Source organism: Paenibacillus solisilvae, assembly GCF_042656405.1.
In the GTDB taxonomy this organism is placed as follows: Bacteria; Bacillota; Bacilli; order Paenibacillales; family Paenibacillaceae; genus Paenibacillus_Z; species Paenibacillus_Z solisilvae.
Genome location: NZ_JBHSOW010000049.1, coordinates 67,302 through 87,021 on the forward strand (window position 1 = coordinate 67,302; position 19,720 = coordinate 87,021).

The 19,720-nt window shown below is 46.8% G+C and carries 15 protein-coding genes and 2 pseudogenes; 5 read left to right on the plus strand and 12 right to left on the minus strand.

The window, feature by feature from the left end; translation table 11 throughout:
- Window positions 1-22 precede the first annotated feature (22 nt).
- The 6 genes and pseudogenes from ACFPYJ_RS14845 to ACFPYJ_RS14870 form a co-directional block, all read right to left on the minus strand.
- Window positions 23-1,621, minus strand: a complete 1,599-nt coding sequence (locus tag ACFPYJ_RS14845; protein WP_379188936.1) for an S-layer homology domain-containing protein — start codon at window positions 1,619-1,621, stop codon at window positions 23-25.
- Between the two features lie 25 nt (window positions 1,622-1,646).
- Window positions 1,647-5,141 (minus strand): PA14 domain-containing protein, encoded by a 3,495-nt coding sequence (locus ACFPYJ_RS14850; RefSeq protein WP_379188937.1) that lies wholly within the window; start codon window positions 5,139-5,141, stop codon window positions 1,647-1,649.
- Window positions 5,142-5,339: 198 nt separating this feature from the next.
- Window positions 5,340-5,474, minus strand: a pseudogene (locus tag ACFPYJ_RS14855) (phosphate-starvation-inducible PsiE family protein); the annotation flags it as partial.
- Window positions 5,475-5,517: 43 nt separating this feature from the next.
- Entirely contained in the window at window positions 5,518-6,351 is an 834-nt protein-coding gene (locus tag ACFPYJ_RS14860) for a carbohydrate ABC transporter permease (RefSeq protein WP_379188938.1), read from the minus strand.
- A complete protein-coding gene (locus tag ACFPYJ_RS14865) occupies window positions 6,351-7,289 on the minus strand; it encodes a carbohydrate ABC transporter permease (protein ID WP_379188939.1) in 939 nt (312 codons plus the stop codon). Before ACFPYJ_RS14865 ends, ACFPYJ_RS14860 begins: the two co-directional genes overlap by 1 nt.
- A gap of 26 nt (window positions 7,290-7,315) precedes the next feature.
- The gene (locus ACFPYJ_RS14870; RefSeq protein ID WP_379188940.1) at window positions 7,316-8,647 is read right to left on the minus strand and encodes an ABC transporter substrate-binding protein; all 1,332 of its coding nucleotides are present in this window, start codon (window positions 8,645-8,647) and stop codon (window positions 7,316-7,318) included.
- Window positions 8,648-8,912: 265 nt separating this feature from the next.
- Here ACFPYJ_RS14870 and ACFPYJ_RS14875 point away from each other — a divergent pair, with 265 nt between their 5' ends.
- Complete coding sequence (locus ACFPYJ_RS14875) at window positions 8,913-9,656, plus strand: response regulator transcription factor (RefSeq protein ID WP_379188941.1); 744 nt, start codon at window positions 8,913-8,915, stop codon at window positions 9,654-9,656.
- A 5-nt stretch (window positions 9,657-9,661) separates the two neighbouring features.
- A complete protein-coding gene (locus ACFPYJ_RS14880; RefSeq protein WP_379188942.1) occupies window positions 9,662-11,452 on the plus strand; it encodes a sensor histidine kinase in 1,791 nt (596 codons plus the stop codon).
- Between the two features lie 54 nt (window positions 11,453-11,506).
- On the opposite strand, the gene ACFPYJ_RS14885 is transcribed toward ACFPYJ_RS14880, so the two are convergent.
- From ACFPYJ_RS14885 to ACFPYJ_RS14905, 5 genes are all read right to left on the minus strand, one after another.
- A complete protein-coding gene (locus ACFPYJ_RS14885; protein WP_379188943.1) occupies window positions 11,507-13,405 on the minus strand; it encodes an FIMAH domain-containing protein in 1,899 nt (632 codons plus the stop codon).
- 311 nt (window positions 13,406-13,716) lie between these two features.
- Window positions 13,717-14,100 carry a DoxX family protein gene (locus ACFPYJ_RS14890; RefSeq protein WP_379188944.1) on the minus strand — a complete coding sequence of 128 codons (384 nt, stop codon included), beginning with the start codon at window positions 14,098-14,100 and terminating at the stop codon, window positions 13,717-13,719.
- A 22-nt stretch (window positions 14,101-14,122) separates the two neighbouring features.
- Entirely contained in the window at window positions 14,123-14,542 is a 420-nt protein-coding gene (locus ACFPYJ_RS14895) for an SRPBCC family protein (RefSeq protein WP_379188945.1), read from the minus strand.
- Window positions 14,539-14,868 carry an ArsR/SmtB family transcription factor gene (locus tag ACFPYJ_RS14900; RefSeq protein WP_379188946.1) on the minus strand — a complete coding sequence of 110 codons (330 nt, stop codon included), beginning with the start codon at window positions 14,866-14,868 and terminating at the stop codon, window positions 14,539-14,541. Before ACFPYJ_RS14900 ends, ACFPYJ_RS14895 begins: the two co-directional genes overlap by 4 nt.
- Before the next feature lie 74 nt (window positions 14,869-14,942).
- Window positions 14,943-15,365, minus strand: a complete 423-nt coding sequence (locus ACFPYJ_RS14905; RefSeq protein WP_379188947.1) for a DoxX family protein — start codon at window positions 15,363-15,365, stop codon at window positions 14,943-14,945.
- A gap of 455 nt (window positions 15,366-15,820) precedes the next feature.
- On the opposite strand from ACFPYJ_RS14905, the gene ACFPYJ_RS14910 reads away from it, so the two are divergent.
- Both ACFPYJ_RS14910 and ACFPYJ_RS14915 read left to right on the plus strand, forming a co-directional pair.
- Window positions 15,821-16,435: a helicase-related protein gene (locus ACFPYJ_RS14910; RefSeq protein WP_379188948.1), complete on the plus strand. Its 615-nt coding sequence runs from the start codon at window positions 15,821-15,823 to the stop codon at window positions 16,433-16,435.
- 80 nt (window positions 16,436-16,515) lie between these two features.
- Window positions 16,516-16,809, plus strand: coding sequence for a transposase (locus ACFPYJ_RS14915; protein ID WP_379188949.1), 294 nt, complete (start codon window positions 16,516-16,518; stop codon window positions 16,807-16,809).
- A 551-nt stretch (window positions 16,810-17,360) separates the two neighbouring features.
- Here the strand turns inward: ACFPYJ_RS14915 and ACFPYJ_RS14920 are convergent.
- Window positions 17,361-18,248, minus strand: coding sequence for an NAD(P)-dependent oxidoreductase (locus ACFPYJ_RS14920; protein WP_379188950.1), 888 nt, complete (start codon window positions 18,246-18,248; stop codon window positions 17,361-17,363).
- Window positions 18,249-19,172: 924 nt separating this feature from the next.
- Between ACFPYJ_RS14920 and ACFPYJ_RS14925 the strand changes: the two are divergent.
- Window positions 19,173-19,373, plus strand: a pseudogene (locus ACFPYJ_RS14925) (IS110 family transposase); the annotation flags it as partial.
- Window positions 19,374-19,720 lie beyond the last annotated feature (347 nt).

Below are 19,720 nucleotides of genomic sequence, written 5' to 3' on the forward strand. Positions count from 1 at the left end.
ATTTGGTCCTCCTTCGTTCGTCTTACACAGAACCGACTGGCAGCAGTCGATTGATCATCACGGCAACCTCAGCTCGCGTCACGGATTTCTTTGGATTGAACTGCTTGCCATCGCCCTCGATCAGACCCTTCGACCAGGCTTCATCGACAGCGGCAGTTGCCCATGCCGAGATGTCTTTCGCATCCGCGAAAGCAGGCGCTCCCTTGCCTGGCGAGGACAATTCGAAATACTTGGCGGCGCGCACAAGCGCAACGACCGCTTCTTCGCGCGTGATTTTGTCATTCGGTCTGAACGCGCCCTCATAGCCCGAAACAATGCCAAGCGATGCCGCTTGAGCGACCGCATCGGTGTAGTACCGGCCGGCCGGCACGTCCTTGAACGGATTGGTTCCGGCTTGCACGTCGGCGTTCCCCGTCCATTCAATGCTCCGCATGATCATCGTGGTGAACTCCGCCCGCGTAATGTTACGGCTTGGCGCATAATGCTGCTTGTCCACGCCGTTCAAGATATGCTTCGCGGTCAGGGACTTCACGGGTTTCTCCGCCCAATGTCCATTCAAATCCGCAAAGGTTTTGTTGTATTCAAGAATCGTATAGTACGAGAAATGATTCGCCTGGAACGTCAACGTACCGTTGCTTACCGTGCCGCCAACATACTCAAGCTGCTTACCGTTTACGTAGTACACACCGGCCAGGTCGGAATCGATCAGCTGCTCTTGTTCCTTCGTCAGCTTCAGGTTGACCACGGCCGGCTTGTCTAGATTGTGGACCTCCGAGACGTTATTGCCCGAATGCACCTGAATCACGACCGAGATCACAACGCCGGTCGACGCATAATCCGTATTCGATTGGAGCGTCCCATTAATGGCGTTCTTGGCATCATCCGTCAGTACAGTGTTCAGCACGATGCGAATATTCGTGCTTTGTCCGCTCTCGCTTGGAGCCGCAATGGCTCCTGCCAGGAAACGAACCGTGCCGTTATCGGAGATGACGATGAGATCCAAATCCTTGTCCATCAGGGTCTTCAGCGCTTGTGCGGGGAATTCCAGCGCATTTCCGGACGTGCCCGTCGATACTGGCAGCTCGATCGTCACGGAATCCAGTGCTTGTTCGATCGCGGAAGTCAGCGTGTCACCGCCGAAGATATACGTGCCGTCTTTGGCTTTATCCGGTTGAATGACGGAACCGGACGTACTGCCGGCATCGGCCGGAATCGTGCCCGTATCGGTCGGTGGAGTAACCGTTCCGTTTCCGTTGCCAGGCGTCGTGCCTCCGCCGCCAAGCTTGTCCACAACGTTGAAAGACTTGTTCAACGTGGCGGAGCCGCTGCTAGCGACTGTTTTATACACGCCGTAAGGCGCAAAATCCTCCGTATCCGGAATGGTAATCGTCGCACTGAATATGCCGTTCGCAGGCTCGATGACATCCAGATAGAATACCGTATCGTTGGGACGCACGATCTTCACGACAACGTCGTTCGATGCCGTCCCGGAAAGCGTAATTTCATCGCCGCGCAGCACTTCCTGCGCACTCAAGTCGAGTGCGAAAGAAGCCGCCGCGTAGCTGGAAACCGGTGATAGGACGAAGAGCAACACCAGCATGGCCGCCAAAACCTTTTTCACGTTTGCAGTCCTCTCTTTCTAGCCGTTATTGGAGCAGGATCGGTTTCGCCAATTGGGTAGGCGTGGTAAGCTTGCTGTCAAATTGATTCACGACGAACACCTTCACCTTGTAATCCGATCCCGTTTCGTTGAAGTACTGCGTAATTGCCATCTTCGTTTGTTTCAGCGGAACGGCGCTGATGAGCACCGGAGCCGGGTTTTTCCCCTTCAACAGCTGGAACACCAGGAACGCGTCGTCGCCGTACTCGGTCAGCTGCTCGACGTTCACGCCGACTTTAATCTGGTCGCCTCGATCGATGGTTCCCATGAGCAGGAACGTGTCCCGAACGTCGTTCTTGGTGTACGCTTTGGTCGACGCAAGCGGCATGCCGTACGCAATGCCCAGCGTCGCATTGGCTGCAATGCGCACCTGAACGGAACCTGCAGGATAATCGCCGTCTCCAACCGGCTGTGGATTCGCCGTCACCAGCTTCCATGTTGCGCCGTTGTTCACGCTGAATTCATAATCGGTCGGCTGTGTATACTTCGGAGCATTCGTCCAGCCAAACGTATTATGCGCATCGTCCATGACCGGCGCGGTAGGTGCCGCCGGTTGGATGCCTGCGCTGGTCGCGGTTCTGGCATCCGAATTGTCGCGTTTGTTGATGGCTTTCACGACGAAATTATACGTTTGGTCAAGGTTCATATTTTCCACGACGTATTGATAGCTGTCCTGACCTGCTGCAACCGGAAGATAAACGCTCCAGTTCGGGCCCAGTTTGCCGTTGGCCTCATAGATTCGGAACCCTCTGATAACATTGTCAGAGCTGTCTTGCGGTTTGGTCCACGTGATCGTCCGTTTGCCGTCATCCGTCTTGACCGCAGTCAAGTCTTCGACCGGATTCGGTTTCACGTCGTCCCTTACGATGGCGTACGTATCGAACGGCGCATCATCGCCCGATTGGTAGGACTTGATCGTAAAGCTGTTCTCCGTCATGCTGATGCCGGAGTAAATCGCTTTCTTCGGCTGCAGGAAGACGTCCGCGTAGAAGCGGTCGACGCCGTCTTGGATATCGTAGAATTTCGTAGCGGCCGAGTTGTTGATCATATACAGCGTTCCGTCTGGATTGAGCACGCGGTCTTGATCGTCCTTCTGGACGTTCTTGATCGGTTGGTTGTTGTACATTTGGAACGAACGCATAAAGGTATGGTCATGGCCTTGCAGCACCACGTCGATGCCCAGCTCGTCGAAGACCGGGTACAGCATTTGGCGCAGGGCCAAGATATCGCTTTCGATGGCATGGTTGCCGACGGAATAAATCGCTTTATGGAACGCGACGATCTTCCACTTCTTGTCCGTTTGCGCGACTTCTCTCTTCAGCCATTCGATCTCGTGGCTGAACGATGCCTTCTGGCGGTCGTCCCAGCCGATATCCATCGTGTTAAGCACCATGATATGCGCATCGCCGTAGTCGTACGCGTACACGCTGCCCGGCGGCAACGGATCCTCGATCGAATTGTTCGGATAATTGAGATGATAGTAATAGTTATCGTTATAAGGTCCTTCGTGGTTGCCGACGGCTGCCTGGATCGGCAGGTTCATCAGCATATCCTGCGGCTCTCCGAAATAGTCCAGCCATTGGGATTCCAAGGCGCCCGCATCAACCTGGTCGCCGGTCATGAGCAGGAACTTTGGATCCGTTACATGCTGCAGCGCTTGCGTCATCGTGTTGGCCCAAACGCTGTAATCCTGCGTGTTGGAGCCTTGCGAGTCCGTCATATACAAGAAATTGAAGGTGTTTTCGTTCTCGCCTTCGGTCGTGAATGTCCCCGTCTGACTCCAATAATTTTCCGCTCCTACGCGATACTTGTAGGCCGTTCCCGGTGTCAGGCCTTCCACCAGCACTTTATGGCTGATGAACGATCCGGTCGTGCTGTTCGTGATCTTCAGATTGTTGAGAATCTTCGTCTCTTCCGGCTTGCCTACGAAACGTTTGACATCCGGCGAATCGAAGGATTCCGAGGCCGGCACGACCTCGACGATGCTGTCCGTCGCGTTCGCCGGCGCGTTCTGCGGCCTGTTGTAATTGGTGTACCAAGCGAAAGAACGGTTCGTCTTCGCGCTGCCGTAGATCGACATTGCGATCGCGATCGGCGAATAGTTCACCAATTCAGATAAGTTGGTCGGATTGAATTTAAGGCTCGTTACAACCGTTCCATCCGCATATTGCAGACCGGCTTGTCCGTCATAGGAAAGGCTCACCCGTTGACCCGGCAAAATGGCTTTCGCCAATTTCAAGGTCATACTGGAGGTGTCCACGCCCTGTTCGATGCTTTGCACTTGAACAGGCAGCGCATCGGCCATCACGATCATATGATTGTGCAGATCGGTCGTCAGCTGATTCATGTCCGAAACCATCGTCAGCGAGATGCTTTTGCCATCGGCCGCAACGGTACTCGCTGCAGCTCCCGTGTAATCCGCAGGCAGGAAGAACGCATTGCTTGACACGATATCCTTCGTCATAGTCGGCGTCGACCAGCGAAGGTACAAGTTGGAGCCGCCAAAGTCTTCGAAGTATTCGATTTTGAAGCTGTATTTCCGATTGCCTTCCAGCGTGACAGGGGTACTTACTTGCTCTTTATCCCAGTCATTCACCCAGTGGTCGATGACGAGCTTATCGTCGATCCACATGCGGAATCCGTTGTCGCCCTGCATATAGAACGTATAGTCATCCGTTTGCGGCGCCATGATTTGGCCGGTCCAGCGCACGTTCGCGCCGTCCTCTCCGCCCGTGAAGTTGGTCAGGACCGGGTTCAAATCCGTGAAATTGATCAGTGGATCGACCGTGGTCGCTTTATAATCGCCGAAAGCAAAATTATTGCCCGAGCCGGTGCCCAGGTAATATTCGCCTAGCAAGCCCTGAACGTTTCCGGTCGCTCCTTGGACCGTACCGGCCGGTGCTTCGGCAAAACCAAAGGCTTGGAATTCATAGATATGAGCCGAATAACGTCCCGTGGCAGGACCCTCATCGCCTGGATTCGTGATGTCGAGCTTGAAATATCTCGCTTTCACCGGCGTTTCCAGATCATGCGTCGTCGTGCCGTACGTGTTGCCCGTCACGGTAACGACAGGCGTCCAGCTCACGTCGTCGCTGCTCGTTTCTATCATGAAATCCTTCGTATTGTATTGCGCCTGCTCGCCGCCAGCACCAGCATGAGCCAGTACGAATTGCTGTACGGTGACTTCCGAGCCTGCGTCGATTTTGAGCCAATACGGGTTCTCCGGCGTAGGCAAATTGCTGTCGCCCTCGTAAACCCACTTGCCGCTGTCCATATTTCCGTCAATCGCATGGGACGGCGCAAAATCTTCCGACACGTACCCATTCGCGGTTGCAGTTACGCCAGCTGCTGCAAAAACGTTCGTAGCGGTTGTTCTGGCATTGGCTTGCTGCACCGCGAAATAACCCGCGGCAGCGAACACCGACGTCCAAAGCATCACGACTACAAGCATACGATTCGTCAGCTTGAAACTTCTCTTCACTCCTACATTCCCTCCTACTAATATTGATTTGCTAGATTAGTATAAGCCGGAATAGAGAGAGGTTCTATTCATAGAGTGTAAAATCAACATGTAATTTTTGTAAAAAAGAAACACTATTTTGCTGCTTCTTTTATTGTTTTTTTCGTGCATGCCATATACGGATGAAAGCCAAAAGAGCCTTTCTCAAAGAAAGGCTCCGTTAACGATAATGAATCGAATGGTCGCTGTGATCCCAATATAAAGGAGATATCTAATTGGGAAGTGATAGTTCTCTTTAAAATAAGTCAATACCATCGAAATAAACGCGAAATACAAAAAAAGAGCAGTATATTTTAGGCCTTGACATTGAACTGCTTCTCACTTCACAAGCTATACATTATCCTTTTAACCCTGTTGTTGAAATTCCTTCAACAAAATGCTTCTGCGCCAAGAAAAAAATGAAAATACAAGGAAGCATAGTTAGCAGCGACATCGCCATAATTTCGCTCCAATTCACGTTGGCGACTGCATCCAGAGACATCCGAAGAGCAAGCGGCAAAGTAAATTTTCTTACGCTGTTCACATAGATCAGAACGTTGAAGAAATCGTTCCACACCCAGATAAACTGAATGATACTAACCGAGAATACAGCGGGTTTGCACAGTGGGAGCAGAATCCGCAGCAAAATACCGAAGGATCCGCATCCGTCCATCTTCGCCGATTCGTCCAATTCCCTTGGAAGACCGCGGAAAAACTGAACCATCATAAAGTTAAAGAACGGAAAAGTTCCTAAGAAGGCCGGAATGATAAAGGGTAAATAACTGTCCAGCCAGCCCAGCTGCTTAAACAGTAGATAGCGTGGGATGATGATAACCGCTCCTGGAAGCATGAGCGTGGAAATCATAAGTGAAAACAATATTTTTTTTAAAGGAAATTCAAACCGAACGAAGCCGTATCCCACTAGAAGACTTGAGAGCGCTGTACCGACCACTACCGGAAGGGTAAGCAGTATAGAGTTGGTATAAAAGGTTCCGAAAGAATATTGTCCGGTTCCCTTCCAACCGTTAATATAGGAATCCCAATTGATGTGGCTTGGGATGAGTCCGATGGAAGAAAAGATTTCAGCATTGGTTCGAAAGGTTGCCGAAACAAGCCACAGTAGCGGATAAATCATAATCAGCCCAAAAAGAGACAACAACATATACGAGCTTAGTGTAGATAGTTTCTTCATTAGTTTTTACCCCCATCCTCGTAATGGACCCAGCTGGATGAAGATTTGAACGTGAAGAAAGTAAAGATCAGGATAATGATAAACAGCACCCAGGATTGTGCCGATGCGTACCCCATTTTGAAGAATTGGAATGCGTTCTGGTAAATTAATAAACCATACAGATAAGTGGAGTTTAACGGTCCTCCACCGGTAATGATCATAGCTCCGGTAAATTCTTGGAAAGCATTGACCATCTGCATGATCAGGTTGAAAAATAAAATAGGAGTAATAAGAGGCAATGTGATGCTGAAAAACATCCGTATTCGGGAAGCTCCATCAATTTTGCCTGCTTCGTAAAGCTCACCCGGAACTTGTTTTAATCCTGCCAAGAAAAGTACCATAGAAGATCCAAACTGCCACACGGTCAGCAAACTGATCGTAAACAGGGCATATTTGGGACTGCCGATCCAATCCACCCCCGGGATATGGATCCGGTCTAACATGACATTGATCAGTCCTTCTTTGGAGAATAAATACCTCCATAGAATAGCAACGGTTACACTGCCCCCCATAATGGAGGGCAAGTAGTAAATGGTTCGAAACAAGTTGATGCTTTTTAGCTTCATGTTAAGAATGAGGGCGACTAGCAATGAGAATATAATTTTAGAGGGTACTGCAATTAACACGAATATGAAAGTAACTTGCAGCGATTTAAGAAACAAAGGGTCGTTGGAAAACAAATTGGTGAAGTTATCCAGTCCGATAAAATGTGGCTTCCTTAATAAGCTCAGGTCTGTAAACGAATAGATGAAGGATGAGGCAAAGGGATATAATTCGAATAACAGAAAACCTATGAGCCAAGGACTGATGTAAAGCAACCCCATATAGTTCCAGGACCGGCGTTTGGCCCTTCGCTTGGCGGTTATAGACTTATGACGGTGTTCCGCCATTGTTTTCATAGGTTCACCTCTCCTTTACTTTAGTATTACTGGCTGCTTTTCAATTCCTTCAGCTTGGCGTTCATATTTTTGATCAATTCGTCGGCCGCTTGTTCTGGTGTTGCCTTTTTGTAAGCCAACTTTTGAATATTGTCTAAACGAATTTTACCCAATTCCGCGTTGCTGCTGATTCCGTTTAACGGGCCTCCACTCGTTTTTAAAGCGATTTCTGTTCCTTTTGCTATGCTTGGTTCAATTTTACCGGCATCTGTCAGCACTTTCAGGGAACTGTTGGAAGCTGGAGTTCCTCTAACATCACCAAGAATCGTTGCTGCATCTTTGTCGTTTAGAAGCCAGTTCATCAACTTGGCCGATTCTTTCACATTCTTAGAATTTTTGTTAATTGCAAAAATTTGTGCCGGACGAGTATCAACTGCTGTTCTTTTGGCGTCCTTTGCGATCACGGAGGCGGTAACATCTGTTGCGAACGTGATATCCTTCTTCATCACCGGAATGTTGGAAGTAAAATTCATAGTAAAGCCGATCTCGCCCTTGAACCATTTCGGATTCTGTTCAATCTTGTTTGAGAAAGCGGTGGATTCTTCAAAAGGTTGAATGACACCGGCATCCAGGTATTTTTTAATATAATTCATCGCCTCAACAGCTACGGTTTTGTCGAAGCCAAGCGTGTAATCATCCTTCACGAATTGATTACCTGTTTTTTGCATGACATAGTATCTGACTAATTCGGTTGCAAGGTTGGGATCAATGTTCATCAAGACATCTTTACCGTTGCTCTGGTCGTGCACTTTCTTGCCGTATACCAACAGGTTGTCCCAATCCCACTTGGTATCCTCAGGTATGCCGTATTTTGTGAACAAATCTTTATTGTAGTAGAACACCATTCCAATGATTCCTGTAGGCAGCCCAAGAAGTTTATTGTTCACTGTTGAATAATCGGCAAGGAATTTATTGTCAAACTGAGTAAGATCGACAGTATCTTTCAAGGTGTTCAAATCGACGAAAACGTCTCCTTGTTGGGATATGTCAAAGAGCCAAGGCTGATCTACCTGTATCAAATCAGGAGCGGTTCCACCTGCCAGTTGGGTTTTCAGTTTCTGTTCATAGCCATCGAATCCTCCATATTCTGCTTCCACTTTGATATTCGGATTCAGCTCCATGTATTTGTCTAGTGCCGCAAGTGTCGCTTTGTGACGGTCATCGCTTCCCCACCAGGAGAAACGCAAAGTTACTTTATCTCCCGGTTTCCCGGAAGCACCCTGACTGTTGTTATCATTTGTTGTTCCTCCACATCCACTCAGCGCCAAAATACTGAATAGAGCAACAGAGCACCATACACCGACCCATTTCATTTTCATAGCCATCGAACCCTCTTTCTCTTGTTTGATCTAGAATCTAATCTTGACTTACTTCAACCTTAACAGGATGCGGCCTGTTTCGGTATGTATCGGATTATAGTTTCAGGCGCTGTCTTTTAAGCATTTCTGAAATCTTTTTTTATTTAATGGGGTGCTGATTTTAGAAAAGGGGGTCTTGTTTAAGAAAGGAGTGCGACGAAAAGGTTTACATGGGCTATAATAAACTAACTTCGTGAGCTGTCATAGGGAGAAGGAGGCTGGCAAGATGTATTCAATGCTTATCGTAGAAGACGAGTATGAAATCCTTCACGGGATCAGTAACTATTTTCCTTGGGATGAATTGGGGTTCCATATTGCAGGGGAAGCTGAAAACGGTAAACAAGCGCTTGATTTCCTTAAGGATCAATCTGTGGATGTCATTCTCTGTGATATTAAAATGCCTATCAAATCCGGTCTTGAGTTGGCCCGAGAGTTATACAATGAAAATTCAAAGGTTAAAATCGTCTTTTTGACTGGACATAAGGATTTCGAATATGTCAAGGAAGCTTTAGAATACGGGGCCAAAGGATATATCGTAAAGCCTACTAAATATAGAGAGCTTGCAGAGGTATTCGGCAAGCTTAAAGAAGAATTGGACCGGGAGACGAAATCGGCTGTTCCTATGCCGAAGCCTCAGAGTGAAGAAGAAGTATTGATCGGAAAAATTAAATCCTACGTTCATGAACACTTTCGCACAGCCTGCCTGAAGGATGTTGCCCAGATCGTCCATATGAATCCTTACTATGTTAGCACCTATTTTAAGAAGAAAACGGGACAATCCTTCTCTGATTATGTTTTATCGATCAAAATGACAAAAGCAACCGAATACTTAACTGATCCGCAGTATAAAACTTACCAAATCAGCGAGTTGGTCGGCTACGGAAATCCTAAAAATTTCTCCAAATCTTTTAAGGCTTTCTATGGCAAGAACCCTAGAGAATTCCGTCTATACATCCACGAAGGGGATTAAGAGCCATGTGGAAACAACAATACATGTTTAAAAATTTGATTTTCTTCCTCATCCCACTCCTGATACCCATTCTGATTCTAGGTTCGTTGGCTATTTTAATTACACAGCATTTTGTCAAACAGGATATTAACCTGAACAACTTAAATTTGCTGACCCAGACTAGAGACAATGTTGAGCTGATTCTGAATGAAATGGATACGTTATCCCTTGGATTTCAGACAAGCAACAATATAGCTGTACGTCTGAAGGATATTCTAAATTCGAACGCCTTAACATACGATCAAGCGGTGACCCGTGATTTAATTGCTGATTTCGCTACCGCCCCGGCCTATGCTCGTCCGTTTATCGATTCCATCTATATTTATTACAACAATCCGGCCAAAAACATGTTAACTTCGACAGAGGGATTTGTATCATTCGACCGGTTCTATGACCAAAGCTGGTACGAATCCTACAAACGGGCTGGCTCAGGAGAAACTTGGCTGGAAGAAAGGCAGATCAACCGGTACGGAATTGAGAAAAAGCGCGTCATTTCAGTCTACCGCAAGCTTCATACAACGGGCACTGCCAAAGTCACAGGAGTAATTGTTCTAAATATACTTCCCGAATATATCGAGAAGATGCTGGCTGATCTCGTGTCTAAGGACCAAACGGTATTGATCGCAGACGATCATTACCGGGTTTTATTCCAAACGGATAGGTCTACCCTTGCTTCCTCCCAAGTGGATCTACAAAAAATAATGGCCTCTTCTGCTCAATCTTCAACTATCCGATTGGGATCTAAAGCTTATACCGTAACCCGGCTGCAATCCAACCGTCAGGGGCTCCATTATATATCACTCATCCCGCAAACCATTCTTTACCGGATTCCCATCCAACTCAGTCAAATTACTATATCCTTACTCGTGGTTTCCCTTCTAATCGGATTGGCGATCACCTACTGGCTGACGAGAAAGAATTATAACAACTTAAAGAACATCGTAACGATCATCAAATCCGTCGAGCAAGGCAAACCTTTACCTGCTCAACCGGTTAAGGTCATTGATGAATATGGCTTTATTCTTCAGAACATTATTAAAGGCTTCATAGAACAAAGCTATTTAAAGGTCCTATTGTCCGAAAGGAATTATCGGCTGCGTTTTATGGAGATGCTGGCTCTGCAATCGCAGATAAATCCCCATTTTTTGTATAATACTTTGGAGATTATCTATTGGAAGACCGTAGCGATAACGAAAAAACCGAATGAAGCTAGTACGATGATCGAGCACTTAGGCGATATACTGAAATATGCTTTAACCGCTCCCTACCAGCAAACAGTGATGCTCCAAAAGGAAATTCAATATACGGAAGTTTATCTTGAAATTCAAAAGATCCGCTACAAGGATCAGTTTAAAGTTGTTTGGGATTTGGATAGCGATCCGGAGCGTCACTTTGTCCCCAAACTGCTGCTGCAGCCTTTAATTGAAAACAGCATCTATCACGGCATTAAAGAAAAAAATGGCATATGCGGGATCAAGATCCGACTGCGGTGCTCCTCTGCTTTCATCACCATTGATGTGACGGATAGTGGTGTTGGGATGACAAAGGAACGATTGCAGAAAGTCAGACAGCAATTGGAAAAAGAACCGGAAGAAAGCCGGGAGAATGAATCGACTGGTGACAAAGCCCAGAATATCGGACTCTATAATACGAATAAACGGTTGATTTTAACTTATGGAGCCCAGTACAGTCTGAGGATTCTAAGCAAATCTGGTTGGGGAACTTCCGTACAGATCCGTATTCCCATTTCCACATAGCAGCTTCAACAAAGAAAGCCAGCATCAATTGAATCTTGATACTGGCATTTCTTTTTATTGTCCGGACAAGCCCGTAATCAGTGATTGAAGATCGGTGTTCAGGACGGTTTTCGCGTCATCGCTCACATAAAGCAGTTTAGGATTGTCGTTTAGATGCTTGAGAGCTTCTTGCAAGAAATGGATAACTTGCTTTGGTAAGACTTTATTGGTTTGATGTCTCGCTTGATCCAAGTTATTCTTCAATAAATTAACTAGACTCCCTTTGATGTCTCCAGAAGCTATATATCGATCGATCAGATTCAGGATGGACTGAATATTGGTGTTTACTTTGAAGGTAAACGTTTGATTCATGGTGTTTCCGGCAAAATCTGTTGCCGTAACACGTAGACTGTGATCACCTAGCTTGCCTGCCAAGTCCATTGTTGTTCCGATCGTATAGGACTTTCCGTCCAGGGTGATTGTCTGAGTATCCACACCGGACAGCGAATCCTCAGCACTCAGATTGAAGGTCACCATTTGATCATCGGCATAAGCTGTTCCTTCGACCATTGTTGTGCCGTTAACATTCAACTTCAAGGTAGGTGGAGTATTGTCCGCTATTTTCAGAAGTCTGACTCCATGCGGTTCAATATTCTCGCTGTAAGACGACATGACACCCAGCCCGGAATGTGACCACATGTCACTCACTGTATAGCTCCCTTTTAGTCCTAAATCCTGGGAAAAATTAACCGAGCGGGATTGTGCCGTATCTTCCCTGTTGAACAATCCGACAATCCAGGTGCCATCTGCCAGCTTTCCTTGCCATATTTGGCTTCGGGAATCATTCAAATCACGGGAAAGTGGTTTGCCCACAAAACCTTTCTTGTTCATTTCCAGAATTTCCGGGTTTAAGTAGTAAACATCATTCTGTCCTATGTTAGAGAAGTTATCTCCGATATTTATACTGCTGCCTGCCAAGGCAAGCAAGCTGATTCTGGTTTTCTTCTCGGCATCTGTTCCCCCTGAGCTCAAAACACTAAAGTCACCGTCAATGACAACTTTTCCTCTTCCAGAGACATCCGACAGCCAATCGAATCCATCGAAAATATTGTACGCAGGCGGCCAGCTGTTATCCTTTACTTGCCCTCTGTTGCGGGCGCTTGTATGGTACCAGACTCCCGGTACGCTGGAATTTGTTCTCCAGTCCTCGCTTGCTCTAATAATATCGGCATATTTCACTTCATCCTGGGCATGATTGCGGTTTTTGGCATTGGCATAGTATAAGATCATGTCATCGCCGGCCGCCTCCCTCATCCAACGGTACAAAGTCGTTGTCGCTTCTGGACCATAGGCATCGTCAACATACCGGATGAAGTCGATTTTGAGGAGGTCGACACCTACACTCTTATAGTAATTGATCATTCCTTTGACGTACTGCTCCGAACCTGATTTACTTGGGTCAATGATATAACGGGTTTGGTGCATATGTGCGGGATCGGTAATGCTTTTGATCGGAATGTCGGTTCCAATAATTTTATTGTTCGTGTCATCAGCGATCGACTGATGCACCCAGGAAGGATTGTAGTAAATCCCTAACTTTAGGCCTTTGGAATGGACATAATCTGCCCAATATTTCCAATCGTGCTGCCAGTCGTTTTTATATGTTGTAATGTAACCGTCCGCATTGTGTACGGTGGTGTCGCCGACCCAGCCGTCTACACTGACATATTCGTAACCCGCGTCCTTAAAGTTGGCGGCAAGCCAATCGGTGTTCGCCTTCATTTTGTCTTCGGTAAATCCCCCTCCATAAGGTGTGGCATGCCAACCAAGAATACCTGAGCCTTTTTGATTAAATACGGTATTCGCAGCATAAGCTTTGGAGCTTAAAGGCTCGGAACCTAAGAGCAATACCGACAAAAAGACCGTGAATGCCAAGAGGACATTCATCTTCCATAAGTGCTTGTTTTTCATCATAGCTCCCTGTCTCCTTCCCAATTTTTAAAGTACGCCTAGGTATATAAGCGCTTTCATTTACCTCGTCTCTACCATATCAATCGCCAAAGAATAGAACAATGTACCGGATTATAGAAAATCTCCTGTTGTTTTAAGCGGTTAGTATTGTTTAAATAAGAAAGGGATGTTGATTATAGAAAAAATGCTCTTTTCTACAAAATAGGAGCCAATTCATTTGATTACGCCTATTTGGCATGCATGCGTTCAAATGTCGCCTTCCATCGTGCTGGAAGTCAAATTGCTTGCCACCCGAAATCGACCCAGGGATCGGATCAAGTCATAGGGATATAGACATATGTACAAAATCCTGCTTTTGCAAAATGTTGACGCCTCCTTTTTGGAAATGAAAAAGAGCCCTGCATAGTGGGCTCTCCTACATTTTTGCTATAATACCTGAAATGTGAAAGGCATGCCACCAGCATCGTGATGCCAATCCAAATGCCTGCCCATACGGCTGCTGCCGGATTCCAGTATCCGATAACAAGTCCGGCTGCCCCGGCTAGTTGAACGAGCCCCGTAACAACTCGAAACCATTGCGGCAGTTTAATCGACTCGAACATTTCAACAAAATTTTTCGCACCAGCCAGCTTGCTTCCGCCGCCAAAGGCCATGGAGACGAGCAGAAAACTTTGTAAAATAACAAAAATGATATTCATAAGGCTCTCCTTCCTTTTACAACTAGGCTAATACCTTTTCAAGCTCGCCGCACCATTTACCCCAGCCATACCTAGCGCCTTCGAGACCTTGAGCATTGGCGAATCCGGTTTGTTCGAGATGAAGGTTAACCTTTCCGTCCCCTAAATCCTGCAGCGTCCAGGTGACCGTGTGCTTTTCTCCTCCGCTGGCCCAAGTATAGGACACCCGGTTTGGTGCGTCCACGATAAGCACTTCTCCGTCAATAATGCCATCCCAATATTCGGACGGCTGAGTGCGAAACTGAAAACGGTGTCCTACGACGGGCACAAAATCATTTTCCATCGCCTGACCATTGTGGATGTTGACCACCCACTTGGCAAGCTTGCTTGAATCGGTTAAGGCGGACCAAAGTTTCTCGATCGATGTCGTGTACTGAAAATCCAAGGATAATGCTAAACTCATTCTTCTTCCTCCTCTAATAGTTGGTTCAAGCGCAACATATTCGTACTCCAGAACTTGCCGTAGAAAGCCACCCAATTTTGAATTTCTCTGAGTGGAGAGGCGTTTAACCTAAATCGCGTTTCTCTGCCGACTTTTCGGTCAAGTACCAGTCCGGCCTCTTTAAGGATTGTCAAATGCTTGGATACCGCTGTACGGCCCATTTGAAACTGTGCCGTTAATTCATGAAGCGGTATCTCCTCTGCCTCTGCTAACAGACGAATCAGTCGGCGCCTAGTTGGATCTGCAATCGCGTCAAACACATCCCGTAATTCGTTGTTCTCGCTCACAGCACTCCCTCCAATTTTCTGTAGTAGAAATCTATTAGTGATACGAAGGGACAGCCGTTAATTTCAGCACCTCCCTAAAGTTTGCGGCTCTTCGGACGTAGCGCCCACGAGGCGATATTTAGTGCAGCATATGAAAGCGGAAGGATAATATTAAACCCGTAATCACCATAATCGTTAGCAAACGCATGAGATAAAGCCGCACCAGTCATTACAAAGAAGATACCAGCGTGGACCCATTCTTTAAGCCGAGGAAAACCTGGCATGACGAGAGCGATGGCTCCAAGCACTTTCCAAATCCCGAGAATGGTCAAGACGTATAATGGGTAACCAAGATTCCTCACTAACTCGAGGTTTCCCCCATATTGCATCAGTTGCCCGATACCACTTAACATAACAGCTGCTGCGAGTAGTAATGTGACTGTCCAATAAGCAATCATTTTTCCTCGGGGCTGGGCTTCTACTTTCGTGGTTGTTTCCGCACCGATAATCTTACTCATTTGTTTCCTCCTCATAATAGTTTCAAGTGAGGCTTATTCAGGTTCCAAACTTTCCAAATGACTAACTCCTAATTGGACACCATTTAGTGACGCTTTTATTATAGGACACCATTTGGTGTCGTGTCAACAACATTTTTAAACTCAACATGTTAAAAAGCCTCAGTGCGATAATACCGAAGCTTTATGATCATGACTCAGTTTTGTTGGTTGTCAGGGCTGCTTGATTAATGTCATTCGGTACTAAATAACTCCCGTTACTTCAATGAAAAAGCAGCCGATCGTTTTAACCGGCTGCTGCCATAGCTTGTTCAACTGACGTACCCCAGGTAATATTTCTTGCCGTCGCGTTGTAAAATTCCATTTTATGAAGCTTGCCGTTTCGTCGAGAGAACCGTATCATAAGTTACGTTACTATTATTCAAAGAATAAGAAGAGCAGGAAGGATGACTGATATCATGAACATTACTGAAAAACAGATCGTCGTATCCTTGGAGCCCGAATATGAAACCGAATACTTGAAGCTTTTGAATAATTACTTTACTGCTTCCGAGCGAGATAGCCGGGCCTCCTCCATTCATGAAAAAAAACAGCTCATGGCGATTAAAGAGCAAATGGCGCTTATGTGCAACCAGAATCCGCAAAAAATGAACATGCTGAGGTCCATCATCCGAGATGTGAGTGACAGAAGGGAAAAGGCGGTCGTCATCTCCAAATCGAATGCCGTCACCGCCCTGTTATTAGACAAGCTTTCTGCGGACGAGGACATCAAGGGCGTTTTTATTATTACGACACAGCTTTCCATCCATGAGGTCAATGAGATGATTGACAGATTTAATAAAATCCCGGAATCCACCGTTCTGCTTATTACGGATTCCGTCAACACCGGTCTCGACGTTACGGCGGCAAATCATCTTGTGCACTATGATTATCCGGCCCGCTACTCTGATATTCTGCAGCGCAACAACCGCATATCGAGACAAACATCATATCATAAAGAAGCGACCATATATTATCTCCTAACGTCGGGCAAAATCGACGAGTTCGAATATCGGGAATGCCGGAACCCATAGTGTAACGCTGCAGCAAGGCTGCCAGCATTGTACTGATAGACACATAGAAAACCTCTATAATATACGTGGAGGGATTTAATATGGGGCAGCGGAAGAAGATTGACAAAGCATTTAAGGAGCAAGTAGTACTACGAATCTTGGCTAGGGAATCAACAGTAGGCGATGCGGCCAAGGAACTGGATGTTCACTACACCACAGTCCGAGACTGGGTGAGAACGTATAAACGTGATGGAGAAGGCGCATTTCCGGGCAGCGGGAACTTAAAGCCTGAAGATGATGAGATGCGCAAGCTACGAAAGCAGCTCGCAGACTTAAAAGAAGAGAATGAAATCTTAAAAAAGGCGGCGGCCTACTTCGCGAAAAATCTGAAATAATCACGTTTACATTCATCTATGAACATCGCTTCGAATTTCGGATTGCAAAGATGTGCCAGGTTCTACACGTGTCCAGAAGCGGCTAGCGAACCGAGAGCTATTAGATACGATCAAAGAGATTCATACGAATAGTCGTAGAATGCCGCGGCAGCTCCTTCGTCCAATGTCTTTTATTAAGCTATCGTGCCCGTTAGTACGATAAAGTGTTGATTTTTCCAATAAAAAACTGCCCCCTTTATTATTGAACTCCCTCGGTACGATCTAGTTTTCTCACGAATGCTTGCTTATGGGGAAAAGTGGGATCAAAACCTAAGCCTCCAAAATGATGTACGAACTTATTTACTTAACCTTCTGCATCCCATCAAATCATCATACAGACTTCATCTGGATTAACTACAATGAAGGCATCACGCTGCAGGCTTCCGTAGAAGCCTACCGCGCCCGCTTTGGCTTCTGTCCTAAATCGTTGCTGGCCGATCAGATCTAACGTACCCAGCAGTTACGGGCTTGGCCGTATTTGAGATTAAATGCTGGGATCCCTTTCCCCGAACTTAAAGCCCCGCCATCTCTTTGAGCTGCAAATAAACCGCGCTGACGTCAAGATCGCCCATTCCGCTCGCTATAGCCTCCGAATAAACGGTATTGGCCGCGGAAGCCGCCGGCAAAGGCGTTTCGGTTCGTCTCGCGACATCAAGGGCAAGCCCGATATCTTTATGCATCAACCGCAGAGCGAAAGCCGCCGGAAAGTCATTTTCCAAAAAAAGCTGCTGCTTCATGCGCAAAAATGGCGAGCCCAGCGCGGATTCCAGCATCATTTCCAGCACTTGAGCGCGGTTGAGCCCCACTTTATCCGCAAGAACCAATGCCTCGGAAACTCCCTGCACCGTTATGCCCAACAGCAGGTTGATGACCAACTTCGCCAAGCATCCGCTTCCGTTCTCCCCGAACAGAATCGACCTTTTGCCGAGCGCCCTGAACATAGGCTGGCAGATCTCGAAGACGTCGGCATTTCCGCCCGCCAAAATGACCAACTGCCCGTCCTGGGCCGGCTTGACCGAACCGGACACTGGCGCGTCCAGAAATTCTCCGCCGCTCTCTTTGACAAGCTGCGCGAATCGTCTGGAATCTTCGGGCCCGATCGTGCTCATATCGACCACGATTTTGCCGGCGAGTGGTGCGGCGAGAATGCCTTCATCTCCTGTATGCAAAGCTTCGACAGCGGCGACGTCCGATACCATCGTAAACGTCATATCCGACTGCTGAACCGTTTCCTTTGGCGACCCCGCCCACACTGCACCGGCTTTCAGCACCTCTTCGGCTCTTTCGGGGGAACGGTTATAGACACGAACCTGAAAACCCGCCTTCAGCAAATTCTTGACCATGGGCACGCCCATATTTCCTAATCCGATCCATCCGATTGACAACATGCGACCCTTCATCTCCATCTCCATTTTTTTATTTCTTTTTATTTTTTTCGTGCAAAACTAAATTATACACAAAAGAGAACGCCGTTTCTATTCAATAACATCGAAGTAACTAGGGCTTGTTGAACAAAAGAAAAAAAAGTTTATCGCCTCTTCTGTCGAATTAAGTGTTAGGAAAACGGGCGTAACCCCGTCAAAAACCGTGCACTTGGAGACGTCAAGATGGATCAGCGAACAGAAAGCCAAATGATTTTGCCCAGTGACTTCTTCCTGCCATTTGGCGGGAAACAGTCGAAAGTTATCTGCTGGGTGCTCCTGGAACAGATGGTTCCTTGTTGGAAGTTTAAAGAGAAATACGCTCGGTACTTAGAGAATTGGAGAACGTCGCAATTTTAGGCTTTGTAGAGCATGAATCCGCCGTCTTCACGGATGCGGTTGTGCAATTCTGAAGCAGCTTGCGGTTAATGTCGTGTAGGCCTTCAAACTAACGGTTCTCGAAATCATTAAGCAACCCTTCCAGTTATCTAGGAAAAGGCAGCCAATAATTGGGCTACCTTCCATGTTGTTATTGCGGTGTAATATCACATTAGTTCAGCGAATTTTATCTTCGGCATCAAGTAAATAGGCGCACCTCCACTATTCTGCCCGTTCGTATTATGAGGTCACCAGAACTTTGAAATGCACCCTATAGAGTGGACACTTGAAAAAGGTCTGCCCTATAGGTACATTTTACTTTCTGGTCGACCTCTTTTCTTTGTGGTTGTAACATAGCGGTAGCCGGGGATCGGACGATTCTGTCCGTGGGAGCTAGATCCCGAGAGCTATACAGTTTATCCCCCCTACTTGTTAAACCATGATTAGGCTGGTTGGGACAATGATCCCGAATCACATGCGATAATGTGGACGGCAAGAAGGTTAGGGGTTACCGGTGAATGGTAAATGAATCCTGTCATTGGTTTGGATGTATCAAAAGGGGAAAGTCATGCACAAGCTTTTGCAGATCGAGGAACGCCCTACGGAAAGACCTATCGTTTTAAGCACGATCTTGAGGGATTAGCGTCCTTTCTCCGTTCTGCTCAAGACATAGAGTCCTTTACGGGGCAGCGTCCGGCTGTTGTGTTAGAAGCTACGGGCCATTATCGTCTGTTTGACAAAACATTCATTTCATCGCGAAACTGTTCGGCGAATCCAAATGCGCCAGGCACGTAAACAACAGGCGTAATCTCTCCATTATTTTCGCCCACACTATCTAAGTAATGGATACTAGCATTTTTACTTGTTGCCCAACGGTCTCTAACCATAATGGCCACATCGCAAATGGTTAATATATCCATAATTAATTCTCGATTTTATTCTTTAGCGGGGAAAAGGCAGCTGTATTGAAATGGCGCCTTTCGTTCTGGTCATTATGCTATCGTACCCGTTAGCCACACATGCAGCGCAAGCGCTGCACCACAGATGATGAAAATGGGTCGAAGAATCCGTCA